This window comes from Ferrimonas futtsuensis DSM 18154, assembly GCF_000422645.1.
Classification (GTDB): Bacteria; Pseudomonadota; Gammaproteobacteria; order Enterobacterales; family Shewanellaceae; genus Ferrimonas; species Ferrimonas futtsuensis.
The window spans coordinates 49,587-74,516 of record NZ_AUGL01000001.1; the positions used below are offsets into that span (position 1 = coordinate 49,587).

General features: G+C 59.6%; 29 protein-coding genes and 1 riboswitch. Of the genes, 9 read left to right on the forward strand and 20 right to left on the reverse strand.

The window, feature by feature from the left end:
* Nucleotides 1-2: 2 nt before the first annotated feature.
* The 11 genes from rsmH to zapE form a co-directional block, all read right to left on the reverse strand.
* Complete coding sequence (rsmH, locus tag G505_RS0100200; RefSeq protein ID WP_028107748.1) at nucleotides 3-953, reverse strand: 16S rRNA (cytosine(1402)-N(4))-methyltransferase RsmH; 951 nt, start codon at nucleotides 951-953, stop codon at nucleotides 3-5.
* Complete coding sequence (mraZ, locus tag G505_RS0100205; protein ID WP_028107749.1) at nucleotides 953-1,411, reverse strand: division/cell wall cluster transcriptional repressor MraZ; 459 nt, start codon at nucleotides 1,409-1,411, stop codon at nucleotides 953-955. The genes rsmH and mraZ overlap by 1 nt, the downstream gene beginning before the upstream one ends.
* A 368-nt stretch (nucleotides 1,412-1,779) precedes the next feature.
* Nucleotides 1,780-3,807: a hypothetical protein gene (locus tag G505_RS23215; protein WP_028107750.1), complete on the reverse strand. Its 2,028-nt coding sequence runs from the start codon at nucleotides 3,805-3,807 to the stop codon at nucleotides 1,780-1,782.
* An 81-nt stretch (nucleotides 3,808-3,888) separates the two neighbouring features.
* A riboswitch (cyclic di-GMP riboswitch) is annotated at nucleotides 3,889-3,969 on the reverse strand.
* 466 nt (nucleotides 3,970-4,435) lie between these two features.
* Complete coding sequence (locus tag G505_RS0100215; RefSeq protein WP_211219913.1) at nucleotides 4,436-4,873, reverse strand: ClpXP protease specificity-enhancing factor; 438 nt, start codon at nucleotides 4,871-4,873, stop codon at nucleotides 4,436-4,438.
* Entirely contained in the window at nucleotides 4,866-5,495 is a 630-nt protein-coding gene (sspA, locus tag G505_RS0100220) for a stringent starvation protein SspA (RefSeq protein WP_028107752.1), read from the reverse strand. Before sspA ends, G505_RS0100215 begins: the two co-directional genes overlap by 8 nt.
* Before the next feature lie 92 nt (nucleotides 5,496-5,587).
* Nucleotides 5,588-6,283, reverse strand: a complete 696-nt coding sequence (locus G505_RS0100225; RefSeq protein WP_028107753.1) for a cytochrome c1 — start codon at nucleotides 6,281-6,283, stop codon at nucleotides 5,588-5,590.
* Nucleotides 6,283-7,494 (reverse strand): cytochrome b, encoded by a 1,212-nt coding sequence (locus G505_RS0100230; RefSeq protein ID WP_425402160.1) that lies wholly within the window; start codon nucleotides 7,492-7,494, stop codon nucleotides 6,283-6,285. The genes G505_RS0100225 and G505_RS0100230 overlap by 1 nt, the downstream gene beginning before the upstream one ends.
* Before the next feature lie 2 nt (nucleotides 7,495-7,496).
* Nucleotides 7,497-8,087 (reverse strand): ubiquinol-cytochrome c reductase iron-sulfur subunit, encoded by a 591-nt coding sequence (gene petA / locus G505_RS0100235; RefSeq protein WP_028107755.1) that lies wholly within the window; start codon nucleotides 8,085-8,087, stop codon nucleotides 7,497-7,499.
* Between the two features lie 284 nt (nucleotides 8,088-8,371).
* Nucleotides 8,372-8,764: a 30S ribosomal protein S9 gene (rpsI, locus tag G505_RS0100240; RefSeq protein WP_028107756.1), complete on the reverse strand. Its 393-nt coding sequence runs from the start codon at nucleotides 8,762-8,764 to the stop codon at nucleotides 8,372-8,374.
* Nucleotides 8,765-8,780: 16 nt separating this feature from the next.
* Nucleotides 8,781-9,209, reverse strand: coding sequence for a 50S ribosomal protein L13 (gene rplM / locus G505_RS0100245; RefSeq protein ID WP_028107757.1), 429 nt, complete (start codon nucleotides 9,207-9,209; stop codon nucleotides 8,781-8,783).
* 238 nt (nucleotides 9,210-9,447) lie between these two features.
* Nucleotides 9,448-10,557, reverse strand: coding sequence for a cell division protein ZapE (gene zapE / locus G505_RS0100250; protein ID WP_028107758.1), 1,110 nt, complete (start codon nucleotides 10,555-10,557; stop codon nucleotides 9,448-9,450).
* Between the two features lie 139 nt (nucleotides 10,558-10,696).
* Here zapE and G505_RS0100255 point away from each other — a divergent pair, with 139 nt between their 5' ends.
* The 3 genes from G505_RS0100255 to degS all read left to right on the forward strand — a co-directional run bounded on the left by G505_RS0100255 (nucleotide 10,697) and on the right by degS (nucleotide 13,698).
* The gene (locus G505_RS0100255) at nucleotides 10,697-11,086 is read left to right on the forward strand and encodes a Z-ring associated ZapG family protein (RefSeq protein ID WP_028107759.1); all 390 of its coding nucleotides are present in this window, start codon (nucleotides 10,697-10,699) and stop codon (nucleotides 11,084-11,086) included.
* Between the two features lie 76 nt (nucleotides 11,087-11,162).
* Entirely contained in the window at nucleotides 11,163-12,524 is a 1,362-nt protein-coding gene (locus tag G505_RS0100260; protein ID WP_028107760.1) for a Do family serine endopeptidase, read from the forward strand.
* Between the two features lie 97 nt (nucleotides 12,525-12,621).
* Entirely contained in the window at nucleotides 12,622-13,698 is a 1,077-nt protein-coding gene (gene degS, locus G505_RS0100265; protein ID WP_035384927.1) for an outer membrane-stress sensor serine endopeptidase DegS, read from the forward strand.
* A gap of 32 nt (nucleotides 13,699-13,730) precedes the next feature.
* Here the strand turns inward: degS and G505_RS23405 are convergent, their stop codons facing one another.
* The 9 genes from G505_RS23405 to G505_RS0100310 form a co-directional block, all read right to left on the reverse strand.
* The gene (locus G505_RS23405; RefSeq protein ID WP_028107762.1) at nucleotides 13,731-14,204 is read right to left on the reverse strand and encodes a methylated-DNA--[protein]-cysteine S-methyltransferase; all 474 of its coding nucleotides are present in this window, start codon (nucleotides 14,202-14,204) and stop codon (nucleotides 13,731-13,733) included.
* Nucleotides 14,201-15,625 carry an AlkA N-terminal domain-containing protein gene (locus tag G505_RS0100275; RefSeq protein ID WP_028107763.1) on the reverse strand — a complete coding sequence of 475 codons (1,425 nt, stop codon included), beginning with the start codon at nucleotides 15,623-15,625 and terminating at the stop codon, nucleotides 14,201-14,203. The genes G505_RS23405 and G505_RS0100275 overlap by 4 nt, the downstream gene beginning before the upstream one ends.
* A gap of 131 nt (nucleotides 15,626-15,756) precedes the next feature.
* Nucleotides 15,757-17,016, reverse strand: a complete 1,260-nt coding sequence (gene murA, locus G505_RS0100280; protein ID WP_028107764.1) for a UDP-N-acetylglucosamine 1-carboxyvinyltransferase — start codon at nucleotides 17,014-17,016, stop codon at nucleotides 15,757-15,759.
* Nucleotides 17,017-17,032: 16 nt separating this feature from the next.
* On the reverse strand, nucleotides 17,033-17,284 hold the full coding sequence (locus G505_RS0100285; protein WP_028107765.1) for a BolA family protein: 252 nt from the start codon (nucleotides 17,282-17,284) through the stop codon (nucleotides 17,033-17,035).
* A 19-nt stretch (nucleotides 17,285-17,303) separates the two neighbouring features.
* Nucleotides 17,304-17,591: an STAS domain-containing protein gene (locus tag G505_RS0100290; protein ID WP_028107766.1), complete on the reverse strand. Its 288-nt coding sequence runs from the start codon at nucleotides 17,589-17,591 to the stop codon at nucleotides 17,304-17,306.
* Nucleotides 17,588-18,226 carry an MlaC/ttg2D family ABC transporter substrate-binding protein gene (locus G505_RS0100295; RefSeq protein ID WP_028107767.1) on the reverse strand — a complete coding sequence of 213 codons (639 nt, stop codon included), beginning with the start codon at nucleotides 18,224-18,226 and terminating at the stop codon, nucleotides 17,588-17,590. Before G505_RS0100295 ends, G505_RS0100290 begins: the two co-directional genes overlap by 4 nt.
* An 11-nt stretch (nucleotides 18,227-18,237) precedes the next feature.
* The gene (gene mlaD / locus G505_RS0100300; protein ID WP_028107768.1) at nucleotides 18,238-18,705 is read right to left on the reverse strand and encodes an outer membrane lipid asymmetry maintenance protein MlaD; all 468 of its coding nucleotides are present in this window, start codon (nucleotides 18,703-18,705) and stop codon (nucleotides 18,238-18,240) included.
* Nucleotide 18,706: 1 nt separating this feature from the next.
* The gene (mlaE, locus tag G505_RS0100305) at nucleotides 18,707-19,489 is read right to left on the reverse strand and encodes a lipid asymmetry maintenance ABC transporter permease subunit MlaE (RefSeq protein WP_028107769.1); all 783 of its coding nucleotides are present in this window, start codon (nucleotides 19,487-19,489) and stop codon (nucleotides 18,707-18,709) included.
* Nucleotides 19,486-20,289, reverse strand: a complete 804-nt coding sequence (locus tag G505_RS0100310; protein WP_028107770.1) for an ATP-binding cassette domain-containing protein — start codon at nucleotides 20,287-20,289, stop codon at nucleotides 19,486-19,488. The genes mlaE and G505_RS0100310 overlap by 4 nt, the downstream gene beginning before the upstream one ends.
* Nucleotides 20,290-20,584: 295 nt before the next feature.
* On the opposite strand from G505_RS0100310, the gene G505_RS0100315 reads away from it, so the two are divergent.
* From G505_RS0100315 to lptB, 6 genes are read left to right on the forward strand one after another with little or no spacing between them, the layout of a single operon-like run.
* Nucleotides 20,585-21,547, forward strand: coding sequence for a calcium/sodium antiporter (locus tag G505_RS0100315; protein ID WP_028107771.1), 963 nt, complete (start codon nucleotides 20,585-20,587; stop codon nucleotides 21,545-21,547).
* 17 nt (nucleotides 21,548-21,564) lie between these two features.
* On the forward strand, nucleotides 21,565-22,539 hold the full coding sequence (locus tag G505_RS0100320) for a KpsF/GutQ family sugar-phosphate isomerase (RefSeq protein WP_028107772.1): 975 nt from the start codon (nucleotides 21,565-21,567) through the stop codon (nucleotides 22,537-22,539).
* 5 nt (nucleotides 22,540-22,544) lie between these two features.
* Nucleotides 22,545-23,093, forward strand: a complete 549-nt coding sequence (gene kdsC, locus G505_RS0100325; protein ID WP_084643723.1) for a 3-deoxy-manno-octulosonate-8-phosphatase KdsC — start codon at nucleotides 22,545-22,547, stop codon at nucleotides 23,091-23,093.
* Nucleotides 23,090-23,644 carry an LPS export ABC transporter periplasmic protein LptC gene (lptC, locus tag G505_RS0100330; RefSeq protein ID WP_028107774.1) on the forward strand — a complete coding sequence of 185 codons (555 nt, stop codon included), beginning with the start codon at nucleotides 23,090-23,092 and terminating at the stop codon, nucleotides 23,642-23,644. The genes kdsC and lptC overlap by 4 nt, the downstream gene beginning before the upstream one ends.
* On the forward strand, nucleotides 23,631-24,173 hold the full coding sequence (gene lptA, locus G505_RS0100335) for a lipopolysaccharide transport periplasmic protein LptA (RefSeq protein WP_028107775.1): 543 nt from the start codon (nucleotides 23,631-23,633) through the stop codon (nucleotides 24,171-24,173). Before lptC ends, lptA begins: the two co-directional genes overlap by 14 nt.
* Entirely contained in the window at nucleotides 24,170-24,901 is a 732-nt protein-coding gene (gene lptB / locus G505_RS0100340) for an LPS export ABC transporter ATP-binding protein (RefSeq protein WP_028107776.1), read from the forward strand. The genes lptA and lptB overlap by 4 nt, the downstream gene beginning before the upstream one ends.
* Nucleotides 24,902-24,930: the final 29 nt, after the last annotated feature.

The window sequence follows — 24,930 nt, forward strand, 5'->3', positions numbered from 1 at the left end:
CCTCAGCCCAGCCTCTCCGCCACCCGCAGAACCGAGCTGCGGGAACGGGTATTGTCATCCACTTCCAGATCGCTTGGCTTGAGCGCCTTGCCCACGGTCTTCATGGTGCGGGTCTGGTTGATCTGGTCCTCGGTCAGGGGCAATCCGGGAGGCAGGGGTTCACCCTGGCTCTGGCGGCGCATGAAGCGCTTCACCATGCGATCTTCCAGCGAGTGGAAGCTGATCACCGACAGCCGCCCCTGGGGCGCCAGCGCCAGCAGAGACCCGGCCAGGGCCCGCTCAATCTCCTCGAGCTCGCTGTTGATGTAGATGCGAATCGCCTGGAAGGTCCGGGTGGCCGGATGCTTGCCCTTCTCCAGCTTGTGCTTGGGGGTGATGGACTCGATCAGCCCCGCCAGATCCCGGGTGCGGGTCAGGGGCTTGCCCTCCTCCAGATGCGCCTTGATGGCACGGGAGATGGGGCCGGCGTACTTGTCCTCACCGAAGGTACGAATCACCCAGGCGATGTCCTTGGCGTCCGCCCGCTCCAGCCACTGGGCTGCGGTCTCGCCCTGGCTGTTGTCCATGCGCATATCCAGCGGGCCGTCCCGCAGGAAACTGAAGCCGCGCTCGGCGTCGTCCAGCTGTGGGGAGGACACCCCAAGATCCAACAGGACGCCATCCACCTTGCCCTCGAGTCCGCGCTCTTTCAGGTAATCCGCCAGGCCGGAGAAGGGACCGTGGATGATGCGGAACCTGGGATCAGTCTGCTCCAGCTCCTGGGCGACCGCCACCGCCTGAGGGTCACGGTCGATGCCGTACAGGCGACCATCGGGTCCCAGGCGGGACAAGATCTCCCGGCTGTGACCACCGCGGCCAAAGGTACCGTCGACATAGGTGCCGTCCGGTTTGATGTTCAATCCGTCCACCGCCTCGTTGAGCAGCACGGTGACATGACTAAAAGTTTCCGCCATCAGAGGGCAAATTCCTGTAAACGTTGATTATCGATAAAGGCTTCCGCTTCCACTGCGGCATGGGAGGCTTCAATCTGGTTCTGCCAGTTCTGTTCCGACCAGATCTCAAACTTGTTCAGTTGGCCCACCAGCATCAGCTGCTTCTCCAAAGACGCGAATTGACGCAGGGGCGGCGGGATCAGTACCCGTCCCATGCGGTCCATCTCCGCGTCGCTGGCATAACCGAGCAGCAGCCGTTTTACGGCCCGCTCACTGGGCTGGGTGTCCGACAGGCGCGCCAGTTTCTGCTCCACTTCGCTCCAGGCTTGGAGGGGGTAAAGCAGCAGGCAGGGGGAGTGAATGTCTACGGTAACCACCAGGGGACCGGCGTCGTCCGCACACAACGAGGGCCGGTATCGCTTTGGTATGACGATCCGGCCTTTGGCATCAAGTGCGATGCTGCTGGCGCCTCTGAACACTGGCTACTCCATCCCTGTTAAATTTCAGTCGGACAAGGTTTTCCCACAAATAACCACTTTTTCCCACAAGCTACCAAGTTTATGGACACAAAGCGAGTATTGTCAAGGAAGCCAGATGGACGCTAAAGCCTGTATTTTCGGGGCTTTACGCTTAGTTTTTAGAGAGTTATCCGGGAATTAATCGCAGGTGGGAATGATGGATAAATCCCACTTGGGAAAAAAGAATCACGGGGTCCCCTTGGGGGACCCCGTGATATGTGGCCGCTGCGTGCCGGTCAGCCTGATGACCCCAAGGGGACCAGTTCCCCGAACAACCTTCCCGTCGAGTCCGGTTCACTCGGAAGAACTGGCCTGTTGGTCATCGCCTGCTACTGAGCCTGAGCCTGCCAGTAGAGGGAGTTGGCCGCTCCCAGGTAGGCACGATACCAGCTCAGATCTCCGTAATGGCGCAGGATGTGGTCGGCCACCAGGCCCACCCGGGCATCCCATCCCTGCAGCTCAATCCAGTCGTAGCCGATGGCCATCTGGTCCCAGGTGGAGCTGACGCCGGTACCGTCCACACCGAAACTGGCCATGGCCGGTGCCAGGAACACACGCTCGACCAGGGCATTGGCCATACAGGTCAGAGGCTCATCGTTGTCCAACAGGCCCTCCTGACGGGCCGCAACCATGAAGCCAACATCCAGGTGGGCATGGTTGAAGTCTTCCATCTTGCCGCCACCGTTAGCCAGGAACTGATAGTCCCAATTGCACAGGTTGTTGCTCTCCATCCTCAGGTTGTCCATATAGAAACCGAGGATCTCCCTGGCCTTCTGGCCCAGGTCGCCGTTACCCTGACCCCACTTGTCCAGGTAGATCATCGCCGTACCCAGGGTCATGTCGTGGTTGAACGGCAGTGGATTGGAGAACAAGCCCCCGTCGCCATAGTCCTCATTCTTGTAGTTCACATAGAAGAAGGACCCCTGGATGGCACCGTTTTTGGTGGTGCTGAACGAGCTGTCGTGAGCGCGCACAATTCGCTCGGCCCGGCCGATGTAGTAATCCGCCCGCTCCATGTACTGGGTGAGGTTCTCACTCTTGATGTGATCCACCAGTCTCATGATGCTGTTGAGGATCATGCCGTCGGTCAGCGCCTCATTTCTCCAGGCACCGTTATAGGGACGGCGCCAGCCGGGCACCGGCAGACCCGGAGTATTCAGGTACAGCTTGGGTGCCAGCCCTTCGTAGGGCTGGTTGTGAATATTCAGTTCACCACGCTCAACCCGCTTCTCATCGGTGTAGTTGAACATGTGGTCAGCCAGTTCCACTGCGTAATCCAGGTACTTGGTGTCACCATAGGTCTCCGCCATACGCACATAGGCACGCATCCAGTAGTGACCCTGCCAGGCAAACTTCTTCTCATCGTTGCCATTGGTGGTGCCAATAAGCGGACGCTGGTTCGGATAACTCTTATCAAACTCTGCGTCCCAATCCGCCTGGCTGGCGACATGGGGCACGGGCGCCGACACATTGGAGGTGATCGCCTGCCAGTCGCCACTGGCCAGTCCGTGCAATAGGTGAGTGCCCTCGGCACCATCACCGGAGGCCACCACGCCCTGGTCCTGATCGAACGTCAGCGTCCGGGTCTTCTCGGAATTGTCCAGGTCCACCAGCGCCAGCGCCTGCAGCCCCCCACTTGAGTAGCTGTCATTCAGACGATAGATCCAGCGGTACGTAGCGGCATCCGCATCCACCGCACCATCACTGATGCTAGCCTGGCTCTCGCCATCGGACGCGCTGAGCTTACCGTTGTCCACGGTGATCTCCACATAACGAGTCTTGTTGAACTCGAATGGACCAGTCAGCGATACGGTATTGCCGTTCCATCTGCCTTCGACGCTGTCGTGGCGGAATGAGAGGTAGTCTCCGTCATCGGCTGACACCAGCACGGTGCTGGCCGCAGGATCGCTGTTCACCTCATCCAGCCAGGCCACCAGCCTGAACTCGCCGTCGGCACGCCAGTCGGCAATCTCGCCATAGGCATTCTGACCGTTGAAGTAGACCGCATCCCCCTGCAGCACCGGGGCAACCTCGGGATCCGGGTCCGGCTCAGGATCCGGGTCCGGGTCCGGCTCAGGATCAGGGTCCGGCTCAGGATCCGGGTCCGGCTCAGGATCCGGGTCCGGCTCAGGATCCGGGTCCGGCTCAGGCTCGGGATCCGGGTCCGGCTCGGGATCCGGGTCCGGCTCAGGGTCCGGGTCGGGAATCACCGGCGGTGGATCGGGATCCGGGTCCGGATTACTGCTGTCGCCGCCGGAGCCACCACAGGCACTCAGGGTAAAAGTAAGAAGTGCTGCCCCAAACAGGCTCTTCAACGGTACGATGCCGTTTTTAATCTGGTCGTCTTGCCGATTCAAGTCTGATTCTCCAACTGTCGGCAGATAAAAGGGGCGCGCAGGCAGGGACTTCAACCCGGGAAGGAAGACCGATGCCAGACATGAGGTAGTCCCGCTGTCTTGCCACTGACGGTAAGACCGGTGACTTTGCGCCTCCCACTAAGGGAGTTGCCTTTATCTGCTGTCTGATAATTGAGTGTTGAACAGGTGTCCCCAACCGGGGAAGCACCGAAATAACTGGGGAACAGAATACTGATCGGCCACTTTTTGGACAAACCACTCAAATCCACCAAGTTGACTTGAAAAGAGGACCATTTCTGAGTGATTTATGACCCTGTTTAATTAAAATTTATAGCGTCGTTAAACGGAATGTTGTGTAAAAAGCAGGTAAAGAGGCTGGGTAAATATCTGGGATACTGAGTATTTTTCCCATGAACTCAATCGAGAACACGGACGTCGTCGCTTGCTGGAAAACTTTAGCCCACAAAGCCATTTTTGCGATCCAGATCACACAAGCAGAATCGGTTACAATTTGTTCAGCCTGAAGCACGGAGTTATCCCGAACCTTTCCTCCGGATTACCGAACAAAGTTCAGGGAACTTTCCATGAGAGTCCCATAAAAAAACGCGGCCATGGCCGCGTTTCTTCTCTACTTGATCACCCTTAAGCTGGGGCGCCCCTTCGGCGGGGAGTCCGGCTTAGGTTCCACCTCTGTGGGTGAAGGTTCCGGCAAGGTCGCCTCGTCGCCCTCGAGTACCTTCTCGTACGCCTCTTCCGGCGGGAACAGGGTGCCAGCACCGTTCTCACGGGCATAGATCGCCTCTACGGCGTACAGCGGCACAATCAGCGCCTGAGGCTGACCGCCAAATCGGGCATTGAACCTGACTTCGTCGATACCCAGCTGCAGATTACCTACCGCATGAGGTGCGACGTTCAGCACGATCTGGCCATCCTTCACATACTGACGAGGGACAACCACACCGGGCAGATCCGCACTGACGGCCAGGTGGGGGGTCAGACCGTTATCCACCAGCCAGTCATACATCGCCCGCAGCAGGTAGGGGCGTTGAGGACTCAGCTCAGACACCGATGCGCAGCTCACGCTCGGCTTCGGTCAGGGAAGCCTTGAAAGACTCGCGCTCAAATACGCGGGTCATGTAGGCCTTGACCTCGTTGCTGCCACGGCCGCCCAGCTCAATACCCAGCTGAGGCAGACGCCAGAACAGGGCCGCCAGATAGCAATCAACCAGGGTGAACTCCTCACTCATGAAGTAGGGAGTCTCGGCAAACACGGGAGCCAGTCCCAGGACGCTCTCAGTCAGCTCTTTGCGGGCCGCTTCCGCGCGGTCTCCACGCATGATGCGCTCGGCCAGGGCATACCAATCTTTCTGGATGCGGTACATCATCAGACGGCTCTGGCCACGGGATACTGGGTATACCGGCATAAGCGGTGGATGAGGGAAACGCTCGTCCAGGTACTCCATGATGATGCGGGAGTTATACAGAACAAGCTCGCGGTCCAGCAGAGTCGGTACGCTGTTGTAGGGGTTCATCTCCACCAGCTCATCCGGCAGATGGTTGGGGTCAACCTGAATCACCTCGACACCCACGCCCTTCTCAGCCAACACGATGCGCACTTGGTGGCTGTACAGATCACTAGCACCGGAAAACAGTGCCATTACAGAGCGCTTATTGGCAGCAACAGCCATCGAATCCTCCAAACTCTTTCAGAAACGGTAAAACAGTTGGGGGCGAAACCGCCCCCAACTGCGCAAGAGGTAGATTGTAACCTTATTGGCGTTTAGTGTACATCTCGCCAGTATTCCTTCTTCAGCAGGTAGGCCACGATGAAGAAGATAAACAGGAAACCCAGTACCCATTTGCCGAGACGTTCACGCTCCAGCTTTACCGGTTCACCGGTGTAGGCCAGGAAGTTGGTGATGTCACGGACATACTGATCATACTCCTCGGCGGTCAGAGCACCACCGGTGGCAACAATGGTGCCATCTTCCTGCAGCACCGGAGTGCCTTGCAGCCCTTCCAGCACATGGGGCATACCCACGGCGGGGAACACCAGATTGTTGACGCCGAAGGGACGGCTCTTGTCCACATAAAACGTCTTCAGATAGGAGTAGATCCAGTCTGGACTCTTCAGGCGGGCTTCCAGAGTCAGGTCCGGAGGCGCGGCTCCGAACCACTGAGCACCGTTATCACCGCTCAAGGCGGAGGTGATCTGCTCACCGACCTTGGCGTCGGTGTGGATCAGGGCGCTGACCTCGTCTTCGGTCATCTCCAGATCGTCGGCAATGCGCTGATAACGCTGGTACTGCAAGCTGTGACAGCCACTGCAGTTATCCATGAACGCCTGGGCGCCACGCTTGAGGGAGTCCTTGTCGGTCAGGTCGATGTTGGCGCTGACCACATGTTCATTGTTGCCACCGGCGGCGTAAGCCAGGGCCGGCAGGCAAGCGATCAATACTGCGAATACCTTTTTCATTAGCCTGTCACCCTCTCTGGAACCGGTTTGCAGTTTTCGTTCTTGCTGTAGATAAACAGCAGAACGAAGAAGCCGAAGTACCCCAGGGTACAGATTCGGGCCAGCAGGGTCAGGGCAGGAGTTGCCTGTACTGCGCCGAGGTAACCCAGGATGATGAAACACACCACAAATTGGGCCAGGTTCAGCTTGTGCAGACTGCTGCGGTAGCGGACGGACTTCACCTTGCAGCGATCCAGCCAGGGCAGCACGAACAGGACACCGATGGCCGCTCCCATGCCGACCACGCCCAGCAGCTTGTCTGGAATGGCACGCAGGATGGCGTAGAACGGGGTGAAATACCATACCGGAGCAATGTGCTCAGGGGTTTTCAAGGGGTTGGCTGCCTCGAAGTTAGGACGCTCCAGGAAGTAACCGCCACCTTCAGGCATAAAGAACAGCACGTAGCAGAACAGGATCAGGAAGCCCGCCACGCCCATGATGTCCTTCACGGTGTAATAGGGGTGGAAGGGAATCGCGTCTACAGGCCAGCCGTCAGGCCCCTTGTTCTTCTTCACTTCGATGCCGTCGGGGTTGTTGGAACCCACTTCGTGCAGGGCGATGATGTGCAGGAACACCAGTACCACCAGCACCAGAGGCAGAGCAATCACATGCAGGGCGAAGAAGCGGTTCAGGGTGGCACCGGACACCACGTAGTCACCACGGATCCACAGGGTCAGGTCATCACCAATCACCGGAATGGCACCGAACAGGGAGATGATCACCTGGGCACCCCAGTAGGACATCTGGCCCCAGGGCAGCAGGTAACCCATAAAGGCTTCGGCCATCAGGATCAGGAAGATCAGCATGCCGAAGATCCACAACAGCTCGCGAGGCTTCTGATAGGAGCCGTACATCATGCCGCGGAACATGTGCAGATACACCACCACGAAGAAAGCGGACGCTCCGGTGGAGTGCATATAACGCAGCAGCCATCCATACTCCACATCACGCATGATGTACTCCACAGAGGCAAAGGCGCCTTCTGCGGTGGGCACGTAATTCATGGTCAGCCACACACCGGTGAGCAGCTGGTTCACCAGTACCAGCATCGCCAGAGAGCCGAAGTAGTACCAGAAGTTGAAGTTCTTAGGAGCGGGATACTGGCCAACATGCTTGTTGTAGGTGGCCGTCATCGGGATCCGCTCGTCGATCCAGTCAATGATCTTTTTCATAATCAGGCCGTCCCCTTCTCAATACCGACCAGAATGGTGTTCTCATCCACATAGGTGTGAGGTGGAATCACCAGGTTCAGCGGGGCAGGCACGCCCTGGAACACCCGGCCGGCCATATCGAACTTGGAGCCGTGGCAGGGACAGAAGAATCCGGAAGCAACGCCTTCGACCTGCTGGCCAAAGGTGTCAGGTTGATAGGTTGGGGAGCACCCGAGGTGGGTACACAGGCCTACGGCCACGAAATACTCATCTTTGATGGAGCGGAAGGCATTCTGAGCATACTCGGGCTGCTGAGGTTCAACAGATTCCGGGTCACGCAGCTGGTCATCCAGCTTGGTCAGGCCATCCAGTACCTCCGGGGTACGACGTACGATCCATACCGGCTTACCGCGCCACTCGACACGCAGAAGCTGGCCTGGTTCCAATTTACTGATGTTGACTTCTACTGGAGCGCCGGCGGCTTTCGCCTTGGCACTCGGGTTCCATGATTTGATAAATGGAACCGCAACAGCAGCGGCGCCGACACTGCCCACTACGGCTGTAGCAGCGGTCAGGAATCTGCGACGTCCATTATCGACAGGCGCATTGCTCATCCACTAAATCTCCCATTAGGGTCTGCTTATTTTTTAGTCTTTCCGAGCAGGGAGTAACCCCAAAGTGGTCTTTTGGTACCGCTAAAGCTCGGTTGCGCGCCCATTATATAGAAAAATTAGAGATAGATCATACTTTCCGTGGGGATATTGTTCTGAATAACAATAATTTGGAAACATGAATTCAAGATAAGTTTACAAAACAGCAGATTGCGCCTCACTTTGCGAGACGCATAAAAAAACCCGCTGCCAGGCAGCGGGTTTTCCAGTCCGAAGTTCCGGGCGAATTAACGCTTGGAGAACTGAGGACGACGACGTGCTTTGCGCAGACCAACTTTCTTACGCTCAACCTCACGGGCGTCACGAGTAACGAAGCCAGCTTTACGCAGAACAGGACGCAGAGTCTCATCGTACTCCATCAGGGCACGGGTGATACCGTGACGGATAGCACCGGCTTGGCCAGTGGTACCGCCGCCCTGAACGGTTACGTAGATGTCCAGCTTCTCCAGCATTTCGACCAGCTCGAGAGGCTGACGAACTACCATACGAGCAGTCTCACGACCGAAGTAGGTGTCCAGAGTACGCTTGTTTACAGTGATGTTACCACTGCCAGCTTTGATGAATACGCGAGCGGTAGAGCTCTTGCGGCGGCCAGTGCCGTAGTATTGAGTTTGTGCCATTGCCAAAATCTCCGTATTAGATGTCTAGTACTTGAGGCTGTTGAGCAGCGTGTGCGTGCTCGGCGCCGGCGTACACTTTCAGCTTACGGAACATGGCGCGGCCCAGAGGACCCTTCGGCAGCATGCCCTTAACCGCTTTCTCGATGATCATCTCAGGCTTGCGAGCCTGCAGATCAGCGAAGTTGATCTCTTTGATACCGCCAGGGTAACCAGAGTGGCTGTAGTACATCTTGTTCTGAGCCTTGTTACCGGTAACGGTAACTTTCTCAGCGTTGATGATTACGATGTAGTCACCGGTATCAACGTGAGGGGTGTACTCAGGCTTGTGCTTGCCGCGCAGGCGACGAGCAACTTCAGTGGCCAGACGACCCAGAGTTTTGCCATCGGCATCGATGACGAACCAGTCACGTTGAACGCTTTCTGGTTTTGCAGTAAAGGTTTTCATCTAACTAATAACCCAAATTAGCTGTTACACATCAGTACAATGTCGGGGCCGACACTGCACGCTATGTTGGTTTCTTCCGTGCCCCTTCGAACACGTCGCAAACCGAGTGTCTGGTTGAATAATCAACCATTCGTAACGTGGGCAGGGCGCGAATTATAGAGTAAGGCGAGCCAAAAATCACCCGTTTTTTGCAGGAAAACGGTGGTTTTGGCCCGCCATCAAGGTCGGTGGGCCAAAATCATGGCAAGTGGGGGCGGGCCAGATAGTCGTGACTCTGCATCTCCTGCAACCGGCTCAGGCAGCGGCGGAACTCAAACTCCAGGCCGCCACCGGCGTAGATCTGCTCCAGAGGCACCTCACTGGAGATGATCAGCTTGACGCCCCGCTCATAGAACTCATCCACCAGGGCCAGGAAACGGCGAGCGATGTCGTCCCCGGTCAACTGCGCCCCCATGGCGGAGAGGCCGCTCATCAGTACCGTGTGGTAGCAACGGGCCAGCTCCATATAGTCCACCTGGCTTCTGGGGCCATCACACAGGGCGAGGAAATCCGCCAGCAGCACCCCGTCCGCCTCCCGGCGAACCGCAATGAAGCGTCCCTCCACTTCGATGGTGCCCCCGACCCGTCCCTCCTCCGGGGCCAGTTGTTCGAAGTAACAGTGCAGATTGGTGTCCGCCTGCCGATCCAGGGGATAATGGAAGATCTCTGCCTGCTCCAGCGCCCTCAGGCGATAATCGATGCCATGATCCACATTGACCACCAGGCAGTGGGTTTCAATCAGATCGATGGCCGGCAGGAACCGGGCGCGCTGCAACCCGTTACGATAGAGCTGGGCAGGGGGGATGTTGGAGGTGGCCACCAGTACCACGCCCCGCTCAAACAGGGCCCGAAGCAAGCCCGCCAGCAACATGGCGTCGGTGATGTCCGACACAAAAAACTCATCGAAGCAGATCACCTCGGCTTCGGCAGCCAGAGCATCGGCGACCGCCTCCAGAGGATTGGCCTGCCCCTTGAGCCGGTTCAGCTCCCGGTGTACCCGGTGCATGAAACGGTGGAAATGGATGCGCAATTTGCGTTCGACAGGCAGCACCTCATAGAAGGTGTCCACCAGATAGGTTTTCCCCCGGCCGACGCCCCCCCAGAAGTAGAGGCCCTGAACCTGGGTCGGCTCCTTCCCCCTGGCAAACAGCCTGGAGAGCAATCCCGGTTTGGGGGCCTGCTGCCGCTGAATCAGCTTCTCATACAGAGACTGGAGATGTTCAACCGCCTGCCTTTGGGCAGGATCTTCATGGAAATCTGGGCGTTGCAGATCCGCCTGATAACGCTCTAGGGGGGTCGCCTGCGGCACGTCCTTGGCCCTCTCAACTGGTCTAAGCTTTGGGCTCGCATGGTACCACGGAGGGCGCAGCCGATGTATAGTTGTTCTATAACAAGTACAATGCCCTCAAGTATTCAGACCCAAGCGCAGGGGTCGCCATGGAGTAACTATGAACGAAGTTTGGATTGTGTTGGCCTTCATCCTCGGTGCCGGGGTGGGCTATCTGATTCGCTGGAAGAGCGGCGGCAGTGCGGAAGAAGCCCCGCAACTGAAGCAGGCTCTGGAGCAGGCCAAGTTTGACCTGGAGCAGCAACGTCAGGAGATGGCGGACTACTTTGAGCAGTCCCACGCCACCCTGTTGCAGCTCAGCCAGAACCTGGATAAGGCCAATAAACTGTGGAACGACTCTGCGTCACACCTGTTTAACGAGCAACTCTCCACAGCCCAACTGCCCCTGCATGAGCCGGAGCCAGTGATGATCGACAATGAAGAGTTCCAGCCCAACGACTATGTTCAGGGCTCTCACGGAATCATTACACCCCGTAAAAAAGTAAGTTAACAAGCGGAACTAAAACGGCGGCGGACTGTCCGAAAGCAAGTAGACAAATTTGCTGATATACGGAGAGTTTTTATAGATGAAAAAGTCTGTCGCTGTTTTGACCGCCGCTTTATTATCTGCCGGCCTTTCTCTGTTCCCGGCCACCAGCCAGGCGGCGTTGCCCATGGCCGTGGACGGACAGCAGTTGCCCAGCCTGGCCCCGATGATTGAGCAGGTGGGCCCCGCCGTTGTGTCGGTTTCCGTGTCAGGAACCCAGGTCTCCCGACAGGAGATCCCCGAACCCTTCCGTTACTTCTTCGGTCCCAACGCACCACGAGAGCGGGTTCAGGAACGTCCGTTCCGTGGCCTGGGCTCCGGTGTGATCATCGATGCGGACGATGGCTACATCGTCACCAACCACCACGTCATCGATGGTGCAGACAAGATCCTCATCAGCCTGGCCGACGGCCGGGAGTTTGAAGCGAAGCTGATTGGCTCTGATCAAAGCAGCGACGTGGCCCTGCTGCAGGTGGAGGCCGATGATCTGACCGAAGTGAAGCTGGCCAAGTCCGATCAACTGCGTGTGGGCGACTTTGCCGTGGCCATTGGTAACCCGTTCGGCCTGGGTCAGACCGTCACCTCGGGCATCGTCAGCGCCCTGGGGCGCAGCGGCCTCAACATCGAAAGCCTGGAGAATTTCATCCAGACCGACGCCGCCATCAACAGTGGTAACTCCGGCGGTGCCCTGGTAAACCTCAACGGTGAACTGATTGGCATCAATACCGCCATCCTGGCCCCCAGTGGCGGCAACGTCGGCATCGGCTTCGCCATCCCCTCCGACATGGTGAAGGGTCTGGCGGAGCAGATCATCGAGTTCGGCGAAGTACGCCGCGGCGTACTCGGAGTGCTGGGGCGCGAGCTGGATAACGAAACCGCCAAACTGTTTGGTCTGGAGTCTCAGCATGGCGCCTTTGTCAGTCAGGTGGTGCCCGATTCTGCCGCCGACAAGGCGGGCCTGAAGGCCGGGGACATCATCGTCTCCGTCAATGGCCGCAAGATCCGCACCTTCGCCGAATTGCGCGCCAAGGTGGCCACCATGGGCGCGGGTTCCAAGGTGAAGATCGGTGTCATCCGCGACGGCGACGAGGAGAACTTCAACGTCACCCTGAGCGAAGCGGAAGGGGAGAATGTGAAAGCCAGTGTGGTGCATCCCGCTCTGGAGGGCGCCAAGCTGTCAACTTACAGTCAGGACGGCATCCAGGGGGTGGCAATCACCGACCTGGAAGAGCGTTCCCCGGCAGCCCGTCAGGGATTGCGCAAGGGCGACATCATCCTGGGAGTCAACCGCGAGCGGGTGCAGAGTCTCAAGGAGCTGCGCGGCCTGCTGGAGGATTATGAAGGTGCCCTGGCCCTGAATATCCGTCGGGATGATGCCAACATGTACCTGATCCTTCGCTGACCTTGACACAGAGAAAACGCCGCGGCTTGTCCGCGGCGTTTTTTATCCCGTTGAGACGATATGATATCCTGTTGTTTTTCATCGGACCCTGAGCACTATGGCACGGCTACTCATCTACATCGCAAAACCCATTCTGGCCGGTTTGGTGCTGGCGTCAGCCATCGTTCTGCTTATTCCCAACCTGCGTCAGCAACTGCCTGAGCTCAACTGGCCCACCAGCCAGGTCAGCCGCAACAGCTTCTCTCATGCGGTAAAGCGTGCCTCCCCGGCAGTGGTCAACATCTACACCCGTACTCAGAATGCCCAGATGCCCAGCCAATCCACCGGCGCGGGCCTGGGGTCCGGCATCATCATGCGCGAAGACGGTTATGTGCTGACCAACTACCACGTGGTAAGCCGTGCGGACCTGATCTACGTGGCGCTGCAGGATGGCCGCTGGGGTTCGGCGGTGATGATTGGCGCCGATCCCTGGACCGACCTTGCCGTACTCTACCTGGATACCCAGGGGCAGAGTCTGCCGACCATCCCCTATGATCTCGAGCGGACCACAGAGGTGGGGGACGCGGTTCTGGCCATTGGTAACCCCTATAACCTGGGGCAGACCATCACCCAGGGGATTGTCAGCGCCCGTGGCCGCACCGGTCTGAGCTCTCAATACCAGGACTTTATCCAGACCGACGCCGCCATCAACCAGGGCAACTCCGGAGGCGCCCTGGTGGACGCCGATGGCTACCTGGTGGGGGTCAACACCGCCAACTACAACGTTCGCGGTGAGAGCGGACTGGGGATCAACTTCGCCATCCCGCTGCAGCTGGCCAATAACATCATGCAGAAGCTGATCAAGGATGGCCGGGTGATTCGGGGCCACCTTGGCGTGGCCGCCCAGGATCTGGACTTTAACAGCAGTCAGTCCCTGGGATTGACCGACCGAACGGGTGTGGTGCTGACCGGCATCGATCCCGGCGGCCCGGCCTCGCGTGCCGGCCTGGCCAAGTGGGACGTGGTGGTCGAGCTCAATGGCCAGCCTCTGCGCGGGGTGAATGCCATGATGGACGACATCGCTGAGACCCCGCCGGGCACAGAGGTGAACCTGACCCTGCTCAGAGAAGGCAAGAAGCTGCAGCTGCCGGTAACCATCGGCGAAAAGCCCCCCTATCAGGGGCTGGAGAGATAATTCTTCGATAAAAAGGGCCCTCGGGCCCCTTTTTACTGTCCCCGTTGTTCGTGATTGAGCAGCGCCTGCTTGATCGCCAGACCGCCGGCATAGCCGGTCAGGCTGCCGCCGGCCCCGATCACCCGGTGGCAGGGCACCACCAGGGCCACCGGGTTGCGGCCATTGGCGGCTCCGACCGCTCGCACCGCCTTGGGCCGGCCGATCTGCCTGGCGATGTCACCATAGCTGCGGGTCTCGCCGCTGGGAATGGTGGTCAATGCCTGCCACACCTGGCGCTGAAACTCGGTTCCCGGCATGTCCAGGGGCAGAGCAAACGACTCCCTCTCCCCAGCCGCGTATTGCTGGCACTGCCGACGCACCTGGGCCAGGGCGTCGGCATCCCTCTGCCAGTGCGGCTCAGGGGTGACCGGTTGGGCCCCCTGCTGAAACGCCAGCAACGCCAGTCCCTTGTCGGTCACCGCCGCCAGGATCTCCCCCCAGGGGCTGCCCCAGATGTCGAATTTCATTGCTGATCTCCTAAACTCCGCCATAAAGCCATTACTCCATAGGCCCGCCAGGGGCGCCACGTCTCCGCCAGCGCCAGGGTTTGCTTTGGCGTGCCCTTCTCCAGCCCCAACGCATGATACAAGCCCAGATCCGAGGCCACGAAAGCGTCGCTTTCTCCAAACGCCCTCATGCACACATAGTGGGCGGTCCAGTCCCCGACCCCTTTCAGGGTTTTCAGTCGGGCGACCCGGCTGGCCAGGTCCCCCTCCCCGGCAGTGAACCCCTGACTGTAGTGCAGGGCGATGTCACGGATCCACGCTGCCCGGGTCTGAGTCAGTCCCAACCCCGACAGTTCCGCTCCGGCCAGCTCCGCCGGTTGTGGGAACAGCCAGCCCAGCTGCGGCCCCTCACTGGGTGCACCGAAGCGCTCACACAGCCGGGTCAATATGGTCCGGGCTCCCTTCACGCTGATCTGCTGCCCCACGATGGCCCGCACCAGGGCCTCAAACTCACTCCAGATTCCCGGTAACCGCACCACCTTGCCTTGCTGGAACGTCGCACCCAGCAGAGGGTCCTGCGCCAGCTGGCGGCTCAGTTGCATCGGGTCCAGCTCCAGATCGAACATCTGCCTGATGCGCTGCACCACCGGCCGTATCGCCCTGGGCTGATCACAATGCAGGGTCAGCGCCAACGCATCCTTTCCTGGAATGGGGGCCACCTCAAACCAGCCACAGCCTTGCTGCCAGCGGAACGTACGCCGGTACACCTGGCCCTCGATCGCCTCGACACCGGACAGGGCCCGGTCGGACAGAAAGCGGATGATCCCGGCCCAGTCCAGGGGCGGCCGATAGTTCAGCGTCAGGCAACACCCCCGGGGCTGCCCCGCCTCTCCGCGTCGAACCTGACTCGGCGTCAGTCGGAACTGACGAGCAAACGCATCATTGAATCGTCTGCGGGACTGGAATCCACACGCCAGGGCAACGTCCATCACCGGCAGCGGACTCTCGGCCAGCAGTTGTTTGGCGAACAGCAGCCTGTGGTTTAACGCGTAGTTCAGCGGCGACACCCCGAGGTGACGCTGAAACAGACGACGCAGATGGCGATCACTGACCCCCAGGCGTTCGGCGAACGGGGCCAGGGGGCCGTCGAGCTCGCCCGCATGAATCAGACCAAGGGCCCGCTCCACCGTGGTTTCACTGCCTCGCCATGCGGGGCTCAGCGGCGCACTTTCAGGGCGGCAACGCAAGCAGGGGCGATACCCTGCCGCCGCCGCGGAGGCGGCGTTGTCGAAGTACTCCACGTTTTCAGGCTTGGGCGCGGGCGCCGGACACACAGGCCGGCAGTAGATGCCGGTGCTTTTCACCGCGGTAAAAAAGCGGCCATCGAAACGGCTGTCACGGGCCAGGCGAGCCTGTTCACATTGGTCATGGGTGAGTTTCATGACCGCCAGCTTAACACAGCCCTTGCACTGCATAAGCCAGATCCGGACCTCACCCTATAGTCCCTTGCTGCAACCTCCAAAACAGAAACGGGAGCCCTGAGGCTCCCGTTTGATGGACACAACACTGGGCACTACTTTAGGCGCACCACATTGGCACCCAGACCCGCCATCTTGGCTTCGATCTTCTCGTAGCCGCGGTCCAGGTGGTAGATGCGATCCACTATGGTGGTGCCTTCGGCCACCAAGCCGGCGATCACCAGGCAGGCCGACGCGCGCAGATCGGTGGCCATCACCTGGGCACCGGTCAGGCGGGCGCCCCCCTTGATCAGGGCCGTGTTACCCTCCAGATCGACGCCGGCACCCATGCGCTGCAACTCGGGGATGTGCATGAAACGGTTCTCGAAGATGGTCTCAGTCACCTTGCTCACGCCCTCCGCCACCACGTTCAGAGCGCAGAACTGTGCCTGCATGTCCGTGGGGAACGCCGGATGCGGGGCCGTTTTGATGTCCACCGCCTTGGGCTGTTCTCCCTGCATATCCAGGGCGATCCAGTCGTCGCCACGCTCGATGGAGGCGCCGGCCTCCTCCAGCTTCAGCAGCACGGCATCCATGGTGTCCGGAGCGGCGCGACGGCAGACGATGCGGCCACCGGTGGCCGCGGCGGCCACCAGGTAGGTCCCGGTCTCGATACGGTCAGGCATCACGTCGTAGTGGATGCCGGACAGGCGCTCCACACCGTGAATCTCCAGGGTGTCGCTACCGGCGCCGCGAACATCCGCGCCCATGGCGTTCAGGCAGTTTGCCAGATCCACCACCTCGGGCTCCCGGGCCGCGTTCTCGATGATGGTCACCCCATCCGCCAGGGCCGCAGCCATCATCAGGTTCTCGGTGCCGGTCACCGACACCATGTCCATCAGGATGGTCGCCCCTTTCAGGCGGCCATCGACCCGAGCCTTGATGTACCCCTCTTCCACCACCACATCGGCGCCCATCAGTTGCAGACCGTGGATGTGCAGGTTGACCGGGCGAGCACCGATGGCGCAGCCGCCAGGCAGAGAGACGTCGGCGCGGCCAAACTTGGCCAGCAGCGGACCGAGAATCATGATGGAAGCGCGCATGGTCTTCACCAGGTCATAGGGCGCCACATACTGATCTATGGTCTGAGGGCGGATCGCAATCACCCCCTCTTTCAATTCACTGACTTCCGCACCCAGTTGACGCAGCAACTGTGCACTGGTGTTGACGTCCCTCAGGGCAGGAACATTGCCGATGCGCATCTCATCATCCGCCAGCACAGTGGCCATCAGAATGGGGAGAGCGGCGTTTTTTGCACCAGAGATGGTGACTTCGCCGGCTAAGGGGCCGGCTGCCCGAATTTGCAGTTTATCCACGCTGAATCAATCACACTCAGAGGTTGAACATTTTTTCGCGTTGCCACTCCACTGGCGTGAATGCCTTGATGGTCAAGGCGTGCAGGGTGCCATCGGTGATCCTCTCCATCAGCGGGCCATACACGGCCTGCTGACGCTTCACCTTGCTCATTCCGTCAAAGACGTCGCCCACGGCAATCACCTTGTAATGGGTGCCTTCTGAGGTCACGATAACCTCATCCAGGGCCATGGTGCCCTTCAACAGATCGGCCACTTCACTGTTCTGCATTTCCCTCTCCCTCTCGCCCTCAGGCGAGTGTTAAGAATTCGATATCGTAGAGCTCGAGGAGCGCTTTCACCTTGCCCGGTACCGACACCAGGCTGAGGGGCCGCCCCTGCCCATGGGCCTCAGACACCCACTGCAACAGCAGGGCCACACCGGCGCTGTCGCAGTGGCTTAAACCACTCAAATCCAGCTCGGTGATGGCATCGGTCAGGGGGTTATGCCCCGGCTCGGAAAAGTAGGGCACGGAGTCCAGGTCCAGCCGGCCGTTAAGGCTCAGGCGGGCTCCCTGGACGGTCGCGGTTGCGCTCATTGGCTCTGTCCTGTGGTGGCAACAATACCCTGTCGATTGCGCTCCGCCAACTGTGCCGTCACAGATTCGATGCCATTCTGACGAATCAATCCGCCCAGCTCGGCCTGTTGAGAAGCCAGCAGGCTGATGCCTTCCGCCACCAGATCAAAGACTTTCCAATGGCCACTCTTGTTCTTACGCGCCTTGAACTGAAGATCCACCGGTTCACGACGATCTTCGATCAATTTCACATTGATGGCGACGATCTTGGCATCCTCGTAGGGTTGCTCCGGCGCAAACTCCAGAGTCTGGTCATTGTACTTGTTAAAGGCATTGGCGAAGGTCGCCAGCATGTACTCCTTGAACTGCTCGGTAAACGCCAGACGCTGCTCCTTGGTCGCACTGCGGGCTTGCTGGCCCATCACCTTGTAGGCGGCGTACTTGTAATCGATGTAGGGCAGCAGCTCCTCATCGATCAGGGCGCGCACCTTGGCCGGATCCTGTTCGAGTTCGCCGCGCTCCTGTGCCAGGCGGCTGAATGCCTTGTCCGCCACCTGTTGCATCATTTCGTAGGGGTTGGTGTAGCTGGTGGCCCTGGCCGGCATCACCGCCGCCACGAGCAGAACCAGACCCAGTTGTAGAATCCGCTTAATCATCTGATCCTCCGTTACTCTTTACCGGCGCTGTACAGGAATTGGCCAATCAATTCCTCCAGAACCATGGCACTGCGGGTGTCCTCCAGACGCCCGCCATCCTCCAGAATTTCAGACTCATCATCGATGAATCCCGGGGTGAGACCGATGTACTGCTCACCCAGCAGGCCGGAGGTCAGAATCGAGGCACTGCTGTTGTCGGAGAACTGATTGAATCGGGTCTCGATGGCCAGGGTCACCTCGGGAATCAACAGGTCGGGATCCAGGTCAATCTTGGCCACCCGGCCCACGACCACGCCGCCAACCTTCACCGGCGAGCGCTCCTTGAGGCTGCCGATGTTGTCGAACTTGGCGGTCAGGTAATACACATTGGTGTGAGACCGGGGATCGATGTCTGCCACCTTGAACACCAGCACCAGGAAGGCAATCAATCCGGCCGCCAGGAATGCACCCACGGCCAACTCCAGTTTTTTATTCGTCATGCTAGTTTCCAAACATCAAAGCAGTCAGCAGAAAATCCAGTCCCAATACGGCCAGGGAGGCGTGTACCACGGTGTCCGTGGTGGCTCTTCCCAATCCTTCGGCCGTGGGAACGGCGTTGTAGCCCTTGTAGGTGGCGATCCAGGTCACGACCACTGCAAAGGCGACAGATTTAATCAAACAATTCACTATATCCTGGCGCCACTCCACCGAGGCCTGCAGGATGGACCAGAAGGCACCGTCGTCGATCCCTTTCCACTCCACCCCCACCAGGTGACCACCCCAGATACCCACGGCGACAAACATCAGTGCTAGCAGCGGCATGGAGATCACCCCGGCCCAGAAGCGAGGCGCAATCACCCGGCGCAGCGGATCCACCGCCATCATCTCCAGACTGGCCAGCTGCTCGGTGGCCTTCATCAGGCCGATTTCGGCGGTCAGGGCGGAGCCGGCCCGGCCGGCGAACAGCAGCGCAGTCACCACAGGACCCAGTTCACGCAGCAAGGACAGGGCCACCATGGGGCCCAGGCTGTCCTCGGTGCCGAAGTCCACCAGGATGGTGTAGCCCTGCAGGCCCAGTACCATGCCGATAAACAGCCCGGATACCAGGATGATCAACATGGACAGCACCCCGACGTTGTAGATCTGGCGTGCCAGCAGTGGCCACATCTTGGCGGGCTGCGGGCGGTGCACCAGGGCTCCCCACAACATCAAGCCTGCCCGGCCCAGGGAGCTGATCTTATCCAGCCCCGCAGCGCCTAGTCGGGCAACGGATTCGAGAATCATTTGTGCATCAGCTCCTGTTGATAGTCCCGAGCCGGGTAATGGAAGGCCACGGGGCCGTCCGCCAGTCCCTTGAGGAACTGGGTCAGCTGAGGGGAGTCGTTGGACAACAGGCTCTGGCTGTCGCCAGCCCCAATCACCTGCCCATCGGCAATCACATAGGCGTAATCGGCGATGGAGAGCACCTCCTGCACATCGTGACTCACGACGACAGAGGTCAACTCCAGGGCCTGGCCCAGCTCCTTGATCAACTTCACCAGCACCGCCATAGAGATGGGGTCCTGACCAGCGAAAGGCTCATCGTACATGACCAGATCCGGCTCCAGGGCGATGGCCCTGGCCAGGGCGACACGGCGCTGCATGCCTCCAGAGAGCTCAGACGGCATCAGGCTGGCGGCCCCACGCAGTCCGACCGCCTCCAGCTTCATCAGCACCAGCTTGCGAATCAGTGATTCACTCAGCCGGGTGTGCTCACGCAGGGGGAAGGCAATATTGTCATACACCGACATGTCGGTGAACAGGGCGCCGGACTGGAACAACATGCTCATCCGGCGGCGCATCTTGAACAGCTCCTGACGACCGGCTTGATGCAGATCTTCACCGTCGAACAGAACCCGCCCGGAATCTGGCTGCAGCTGGCCGCCAATCAATTTAAGCAGAGTGGTTTTGCCAATGCCGCTGGGGCCCATGATGGCCGTGACCTTCCCCTTGGGGATCACCAGGTCCAGCCCTTTGAAGATGCGGCGACTGCCGCGACTGAAGGTCAGCCCCTCAACCTCGATCAGGTTGTGTTGAGTATCCACTTAGAACGTCATTCCCTAATTTCAGACACGACTTCAGATTGTAATGGGTCAGATTACCAAGAATCGGGAAGAAATTTAACAACAAAACAGCGTCCGCCCCCCATGATTCAGTTTCAGTTCAGACACCAATCCTTCCCTGGAGTTTCAGTACGGCGACGCCGGTTTTCGCCTCTGCTGCGCCCTGTACCCAGTTTATCCACCGCAAAATTTGCGCTCAACAACGGGGGACGCCCTTTTCTTTTCAAAATGTTCGGGCGACAATGCGCCTCTTATACTGCCAGGCATTTTTTCAACCATGTTGCTCAACCTGTTACTTCTGGCCGGCGGGCTTGCCCTGCTGGTGTGGAGCGCCGACCGATTCGTTTACGGCGCCGCCGGCATCGCCCGCAACCTGGGTCTGCCCTCGCTGATCATCGGCCTCACCATCGTCTCCATGGGCTCCTCTGCCCCCGAGATGATGGTGTCCGCCACCGCGGCCCTGGAGGGGCGCGGCGATACCGCCATAGGTAACGTTCTCGGTTCCAACATCGCCAACATCACCTTCATTCTCGGCGCCACCGCACTGCTCCGCCCCCTGGTGGTGAGCAGCACCACCCTTAAGCGTGAAATGCCGCTGATGATGGTGGGCACCCTGTTGGCCGGCTACCTGCTGAGCGATCTGGAGCTGAGCCGCAGCGACGGCCTGGTGCTGCTGGTGGCCTTTGTGGTCATCCTCGGGTTTCTCTGTGTTCAGGCCTGGCAGAACCGGGACACCGACCCCCTGGCTCAGGAGAGCGATGATGAGATTCCCAAGGATCTCTCCACCCCCAAAGCCCTGCTCTGGCTGGCATTGGGGATGGCACTGCTGCCGCTGGCCTCGGGCTGGATGGTGGACGGCGCCGTGGGCATTGCCCAATGGTTCGGCATGTCCGATCTGGTGATCGGCCTGACCATCATCGCCGTGGGCACCAGCCTGCCGGAACTGGCCGCCTGCGTCGCCGGTGTCCTGAAAAATGAGGACGACCTGGCCATTGGCAATGTGGTGGGCTCCAATCTGTTCAATATTCTTGCGGTGCTGGCAATCCCGGCACTGCTGGCCCCGGGCCAGGTGGACGCCAACGCCGCCGGCCGGGACCTCTACATGATGCTGGCCACCAGCCTGGCGCCTCTGCTGCTATTGTGGATGAAAAAGCGTCAGGTACTGGGCCGCATCGAAGGAATTATCCTTCTGGTTGTATTTATTGCCTATCAGGGCATGCTGTTTAGTCAGGCGGGTTAAAGGAGCAAAGCAACACCATGACCAACCCCTCTCAATTGCGTCAATGGGGACGCGAAGTGATCGATGTGGAGATTGAAGCCCTGCAGGGGATGCAGCAATACATCGACGACAGCTTTGTGGCCGCCTGTGAACAGCTCCTGGCCTGCCAGGGGAAGGTGATCGTCATGGGGATGGGCAAGTCCGGCCACGTGGGCAACAAGATTGCCGCCACCCTGGCCAGCACCGGCACCCCCTCCTTCTTCGTCCACCCCGGCGAGGCCAGCCATGGCGACCTGGGGATGCTCACCGAGCGCGATGTGGTGGTGGCCATCTCCAACTCCGGCGAAGCCAGTGAAATCATGACCCTGATGCCGGTGATTCGCCGTCTGGGGATCCCGGTGATCGCCATGACCGGCAAACCCGATTCCAGCCTGGCCCGCCTTGCCCAGGTGCACCTGTGCATCAAGGTAGAGAAGGAGGCCTGTCCCCTGGGTCTGGCCCCCACCTCCTCCACCACCGCCACCCTGGTGATGGGCGATGCCCTGGCGGTCGCCCTGTTGCAGGCCAAAGGGTTTACCGCAGACGATTTCGCCCTGTCTCACCCTGGGGGTGCCCTGGGGCGCAAGTTGCTGCTTCGCGTCGACGATCTGACCCACAGGGGCGAACACCTGCCCTGTGTAGAGGAGCAAGTGTCCCTGTCCGAAGCCCTGCTGGAGATCTCTGCCAAGGGGCTGGGCATGACCTGCGTGGTCAATGACCAGGGGCGCCTTACCGGCATCTTCACCGACGGCGATCTGCGCCGGGTGCTGGATGCCCGGGTGGAGATCCACAACAGCACCATAGGCCAGGTGATGACCGCCAACCCCATCACCCTGGCGGACAACATCCTGGCCGCCGAAGCCCTCAAATTGATGGAGGAGCGCAAGATCAATGGCCTGGTACGCATCGACGACCAGGGTCGCCCCGTTGGCGCCCTCAACATGATGGACATGCTCAAAGCGGGAGTACTCTGATGACCATGATCGATACCCTCTATGGCCCCGTCTCTCAGGACAACCTCAACCGTGCTGCCAGCATCCGCCTGCTGGTGTGTGACGTAGACGGCGTGTTCTCCGATGGCCGCATCTACCTGGGTAACCAGGGTGAAGAGCTCAAGGCGTTTCACACCAGAGACGGCTTTGGCATCAAAGCTCTGCAGGGCACCGGCGTTCAGGTGGCCGTCATCACCGGCCGCCGCTCCGAGATTGTTCAGACTCGGATGAGCGCCCTGGGGGTTACCCACATCTATCAGGGCGTGGAAGACAAGGTCAGCGCCTATGAGGAGCTGAAAACCACCCTGGGTCTGGAGGATGAACAGTGCGCCTACATTGGCGATGATCTGGTGGATGCCCCGGTAATGGCGCTCACAGGCTTGTCCGTTGCCGTCAACGATGCCCACCCCCTGCTGCTGCGCCAGGCGCACCTGATCACCGGCACCCGCGGCGGCTTTGGCGCCGTCCGTGAGTTGTGCGACCTGATCATGGAGGCCCAGGGCACCTTCAAGGATGCCAAAGGGATGAGCGTATGAAGCGCGAAGGGATAGCCATTGCCATCCTGTTCGGCGCCGCCATCCTGCTGACGTGGCGCTCCATGGTGATGAAGGACCAGGCCAAGGTGGACGTCAAGCCCAGCTACCAGCCGGACTTCGTCGCCGAGAATCTGCGCAGCCGCATCTATTCGGAATCGGGCCGCCTCAGTGCCGAGATCAATGCCGACCAGATGGAGCACTACCAGGCCCTGGCGCTTACCCGCCTGCAGGAGCCGGACTATCTGCTCTACCCTGAAGACAGTCAGGGTCAGTGGCGGGTACAGGCCACTCAGGGGCAACTCAGCGACGGCCGCCACGTGGTACTGGAAAATGATGTTATCATCACAGCCATCGAGCCCAATGAACCACTCAAGACCATCACCACCGACTATCTGGAACTGGACCTGGAGACGATGATCATGACCTCCAACCGCCAGATCCGGGGCAATGGCGAGGGCTTTAACATCACCGCCAAAGGGTTGTGGGCGGATCTGAATTTGAACCGGATTGAATTAAAGAGTCAGGTAAATGCCATCTATGAAACCCATTAAACTGCTTCTGGCCGCCATGATGCTGCTGGGCAGCACCGGCGCCGCAGCCCTGGACAGCGACATTCACGAAAAGGTGGAGGTCAAAGCCGATAACTCCCGAGCGGATCTGCCCAACGGCATGCTGATCTATTCCGGCCGGGTGCGCATCACCCAGGGCACCCTGCTGATCAACGCCGACGAGCTGCGTGCCGAAGCCACCGACAACAAGGTGGTCACCACCCTGATCGCCTCCGGCACGCCGGCCACCTATCAGCAGATGATGGAGAATGGCAAGCTGGCCCAGGCCGAAGCCGCCGAGATCCGCTATGACATCCAGAAACGCATTCTGACCCTGAAAGGGAAAGCGGAGATGCGCCAATCCGGCAGCCTGGTTCAGGGCGACACCATCCAGTACGACCTGGAGAAGCAGATGCTGGTGGCCGAAGGCAACAAGGATGAGCAGATCACCACCATCTTCCAGCCGGCAGAAACCGACCTGAAATCCCTGGCCGAGCCCAAGGAGAAGAAAGAGGGTGAGAAACAGCAATGACCCGCTCAACCCTGACCGCAGAGAAACTGGCCAAGGCCTATAAGGGCCGGGAAGTGGTCAAGAATGTCGGCCTGGAGGTCAGCACCGGCCAGATCGTCGGCCTGCTTGGTCCCAATGGGGCCGGTAAGACCACCACCTTCTACATGGTGGTGGGCCTGGTGCAGAACGACCGTGGACGCATCCTCATCGACGGTGAGGAGATCACCCTGCTGCCGATGCACAGCCGCGCGCGCAAGGGCATTGGCTACCTGCCGCAAGAGTCTTCCATCTTCCGAAAACTGTCGGTGTACGACAACCTGATGGCGGTACTGCAGACCCGCAAGGGGCTGAGCCAGTCTCAGCGGGTGGAGAAGCTGGAGCAATTGCTGGAAGAGTTCAACATCACCCACATCCGCGACAGTCTGGGGATGAGCCTCTCCGGGGGCGAGCGCCGCCGGGTAGAGATTGCCCGGGCCCTGGCCGCCGATCCCAAGTTCATCTTGCTCGATGAGCCCTTCGCCGGCGTCGATCCCATCTCGGTGATCGACATCAAGAAGATCATCCAGCACCTGAGGGATCGTGGCCTGGGCGTGCTGATCACCGACCACAACGTCCGCGAGACTCTGGACGTCTGTGAACACGCCTATATCGTCAGCCACGGCGAGCTGATCGCCCAGGGCGAACCCGCCGCCATCCTCGAGAACAAGCTGGTGCGCTCGGTATACTTGGGCGACCAGTTCAAGCTATAGTAATTTGGACTCTCGTTCAGGAATACAAC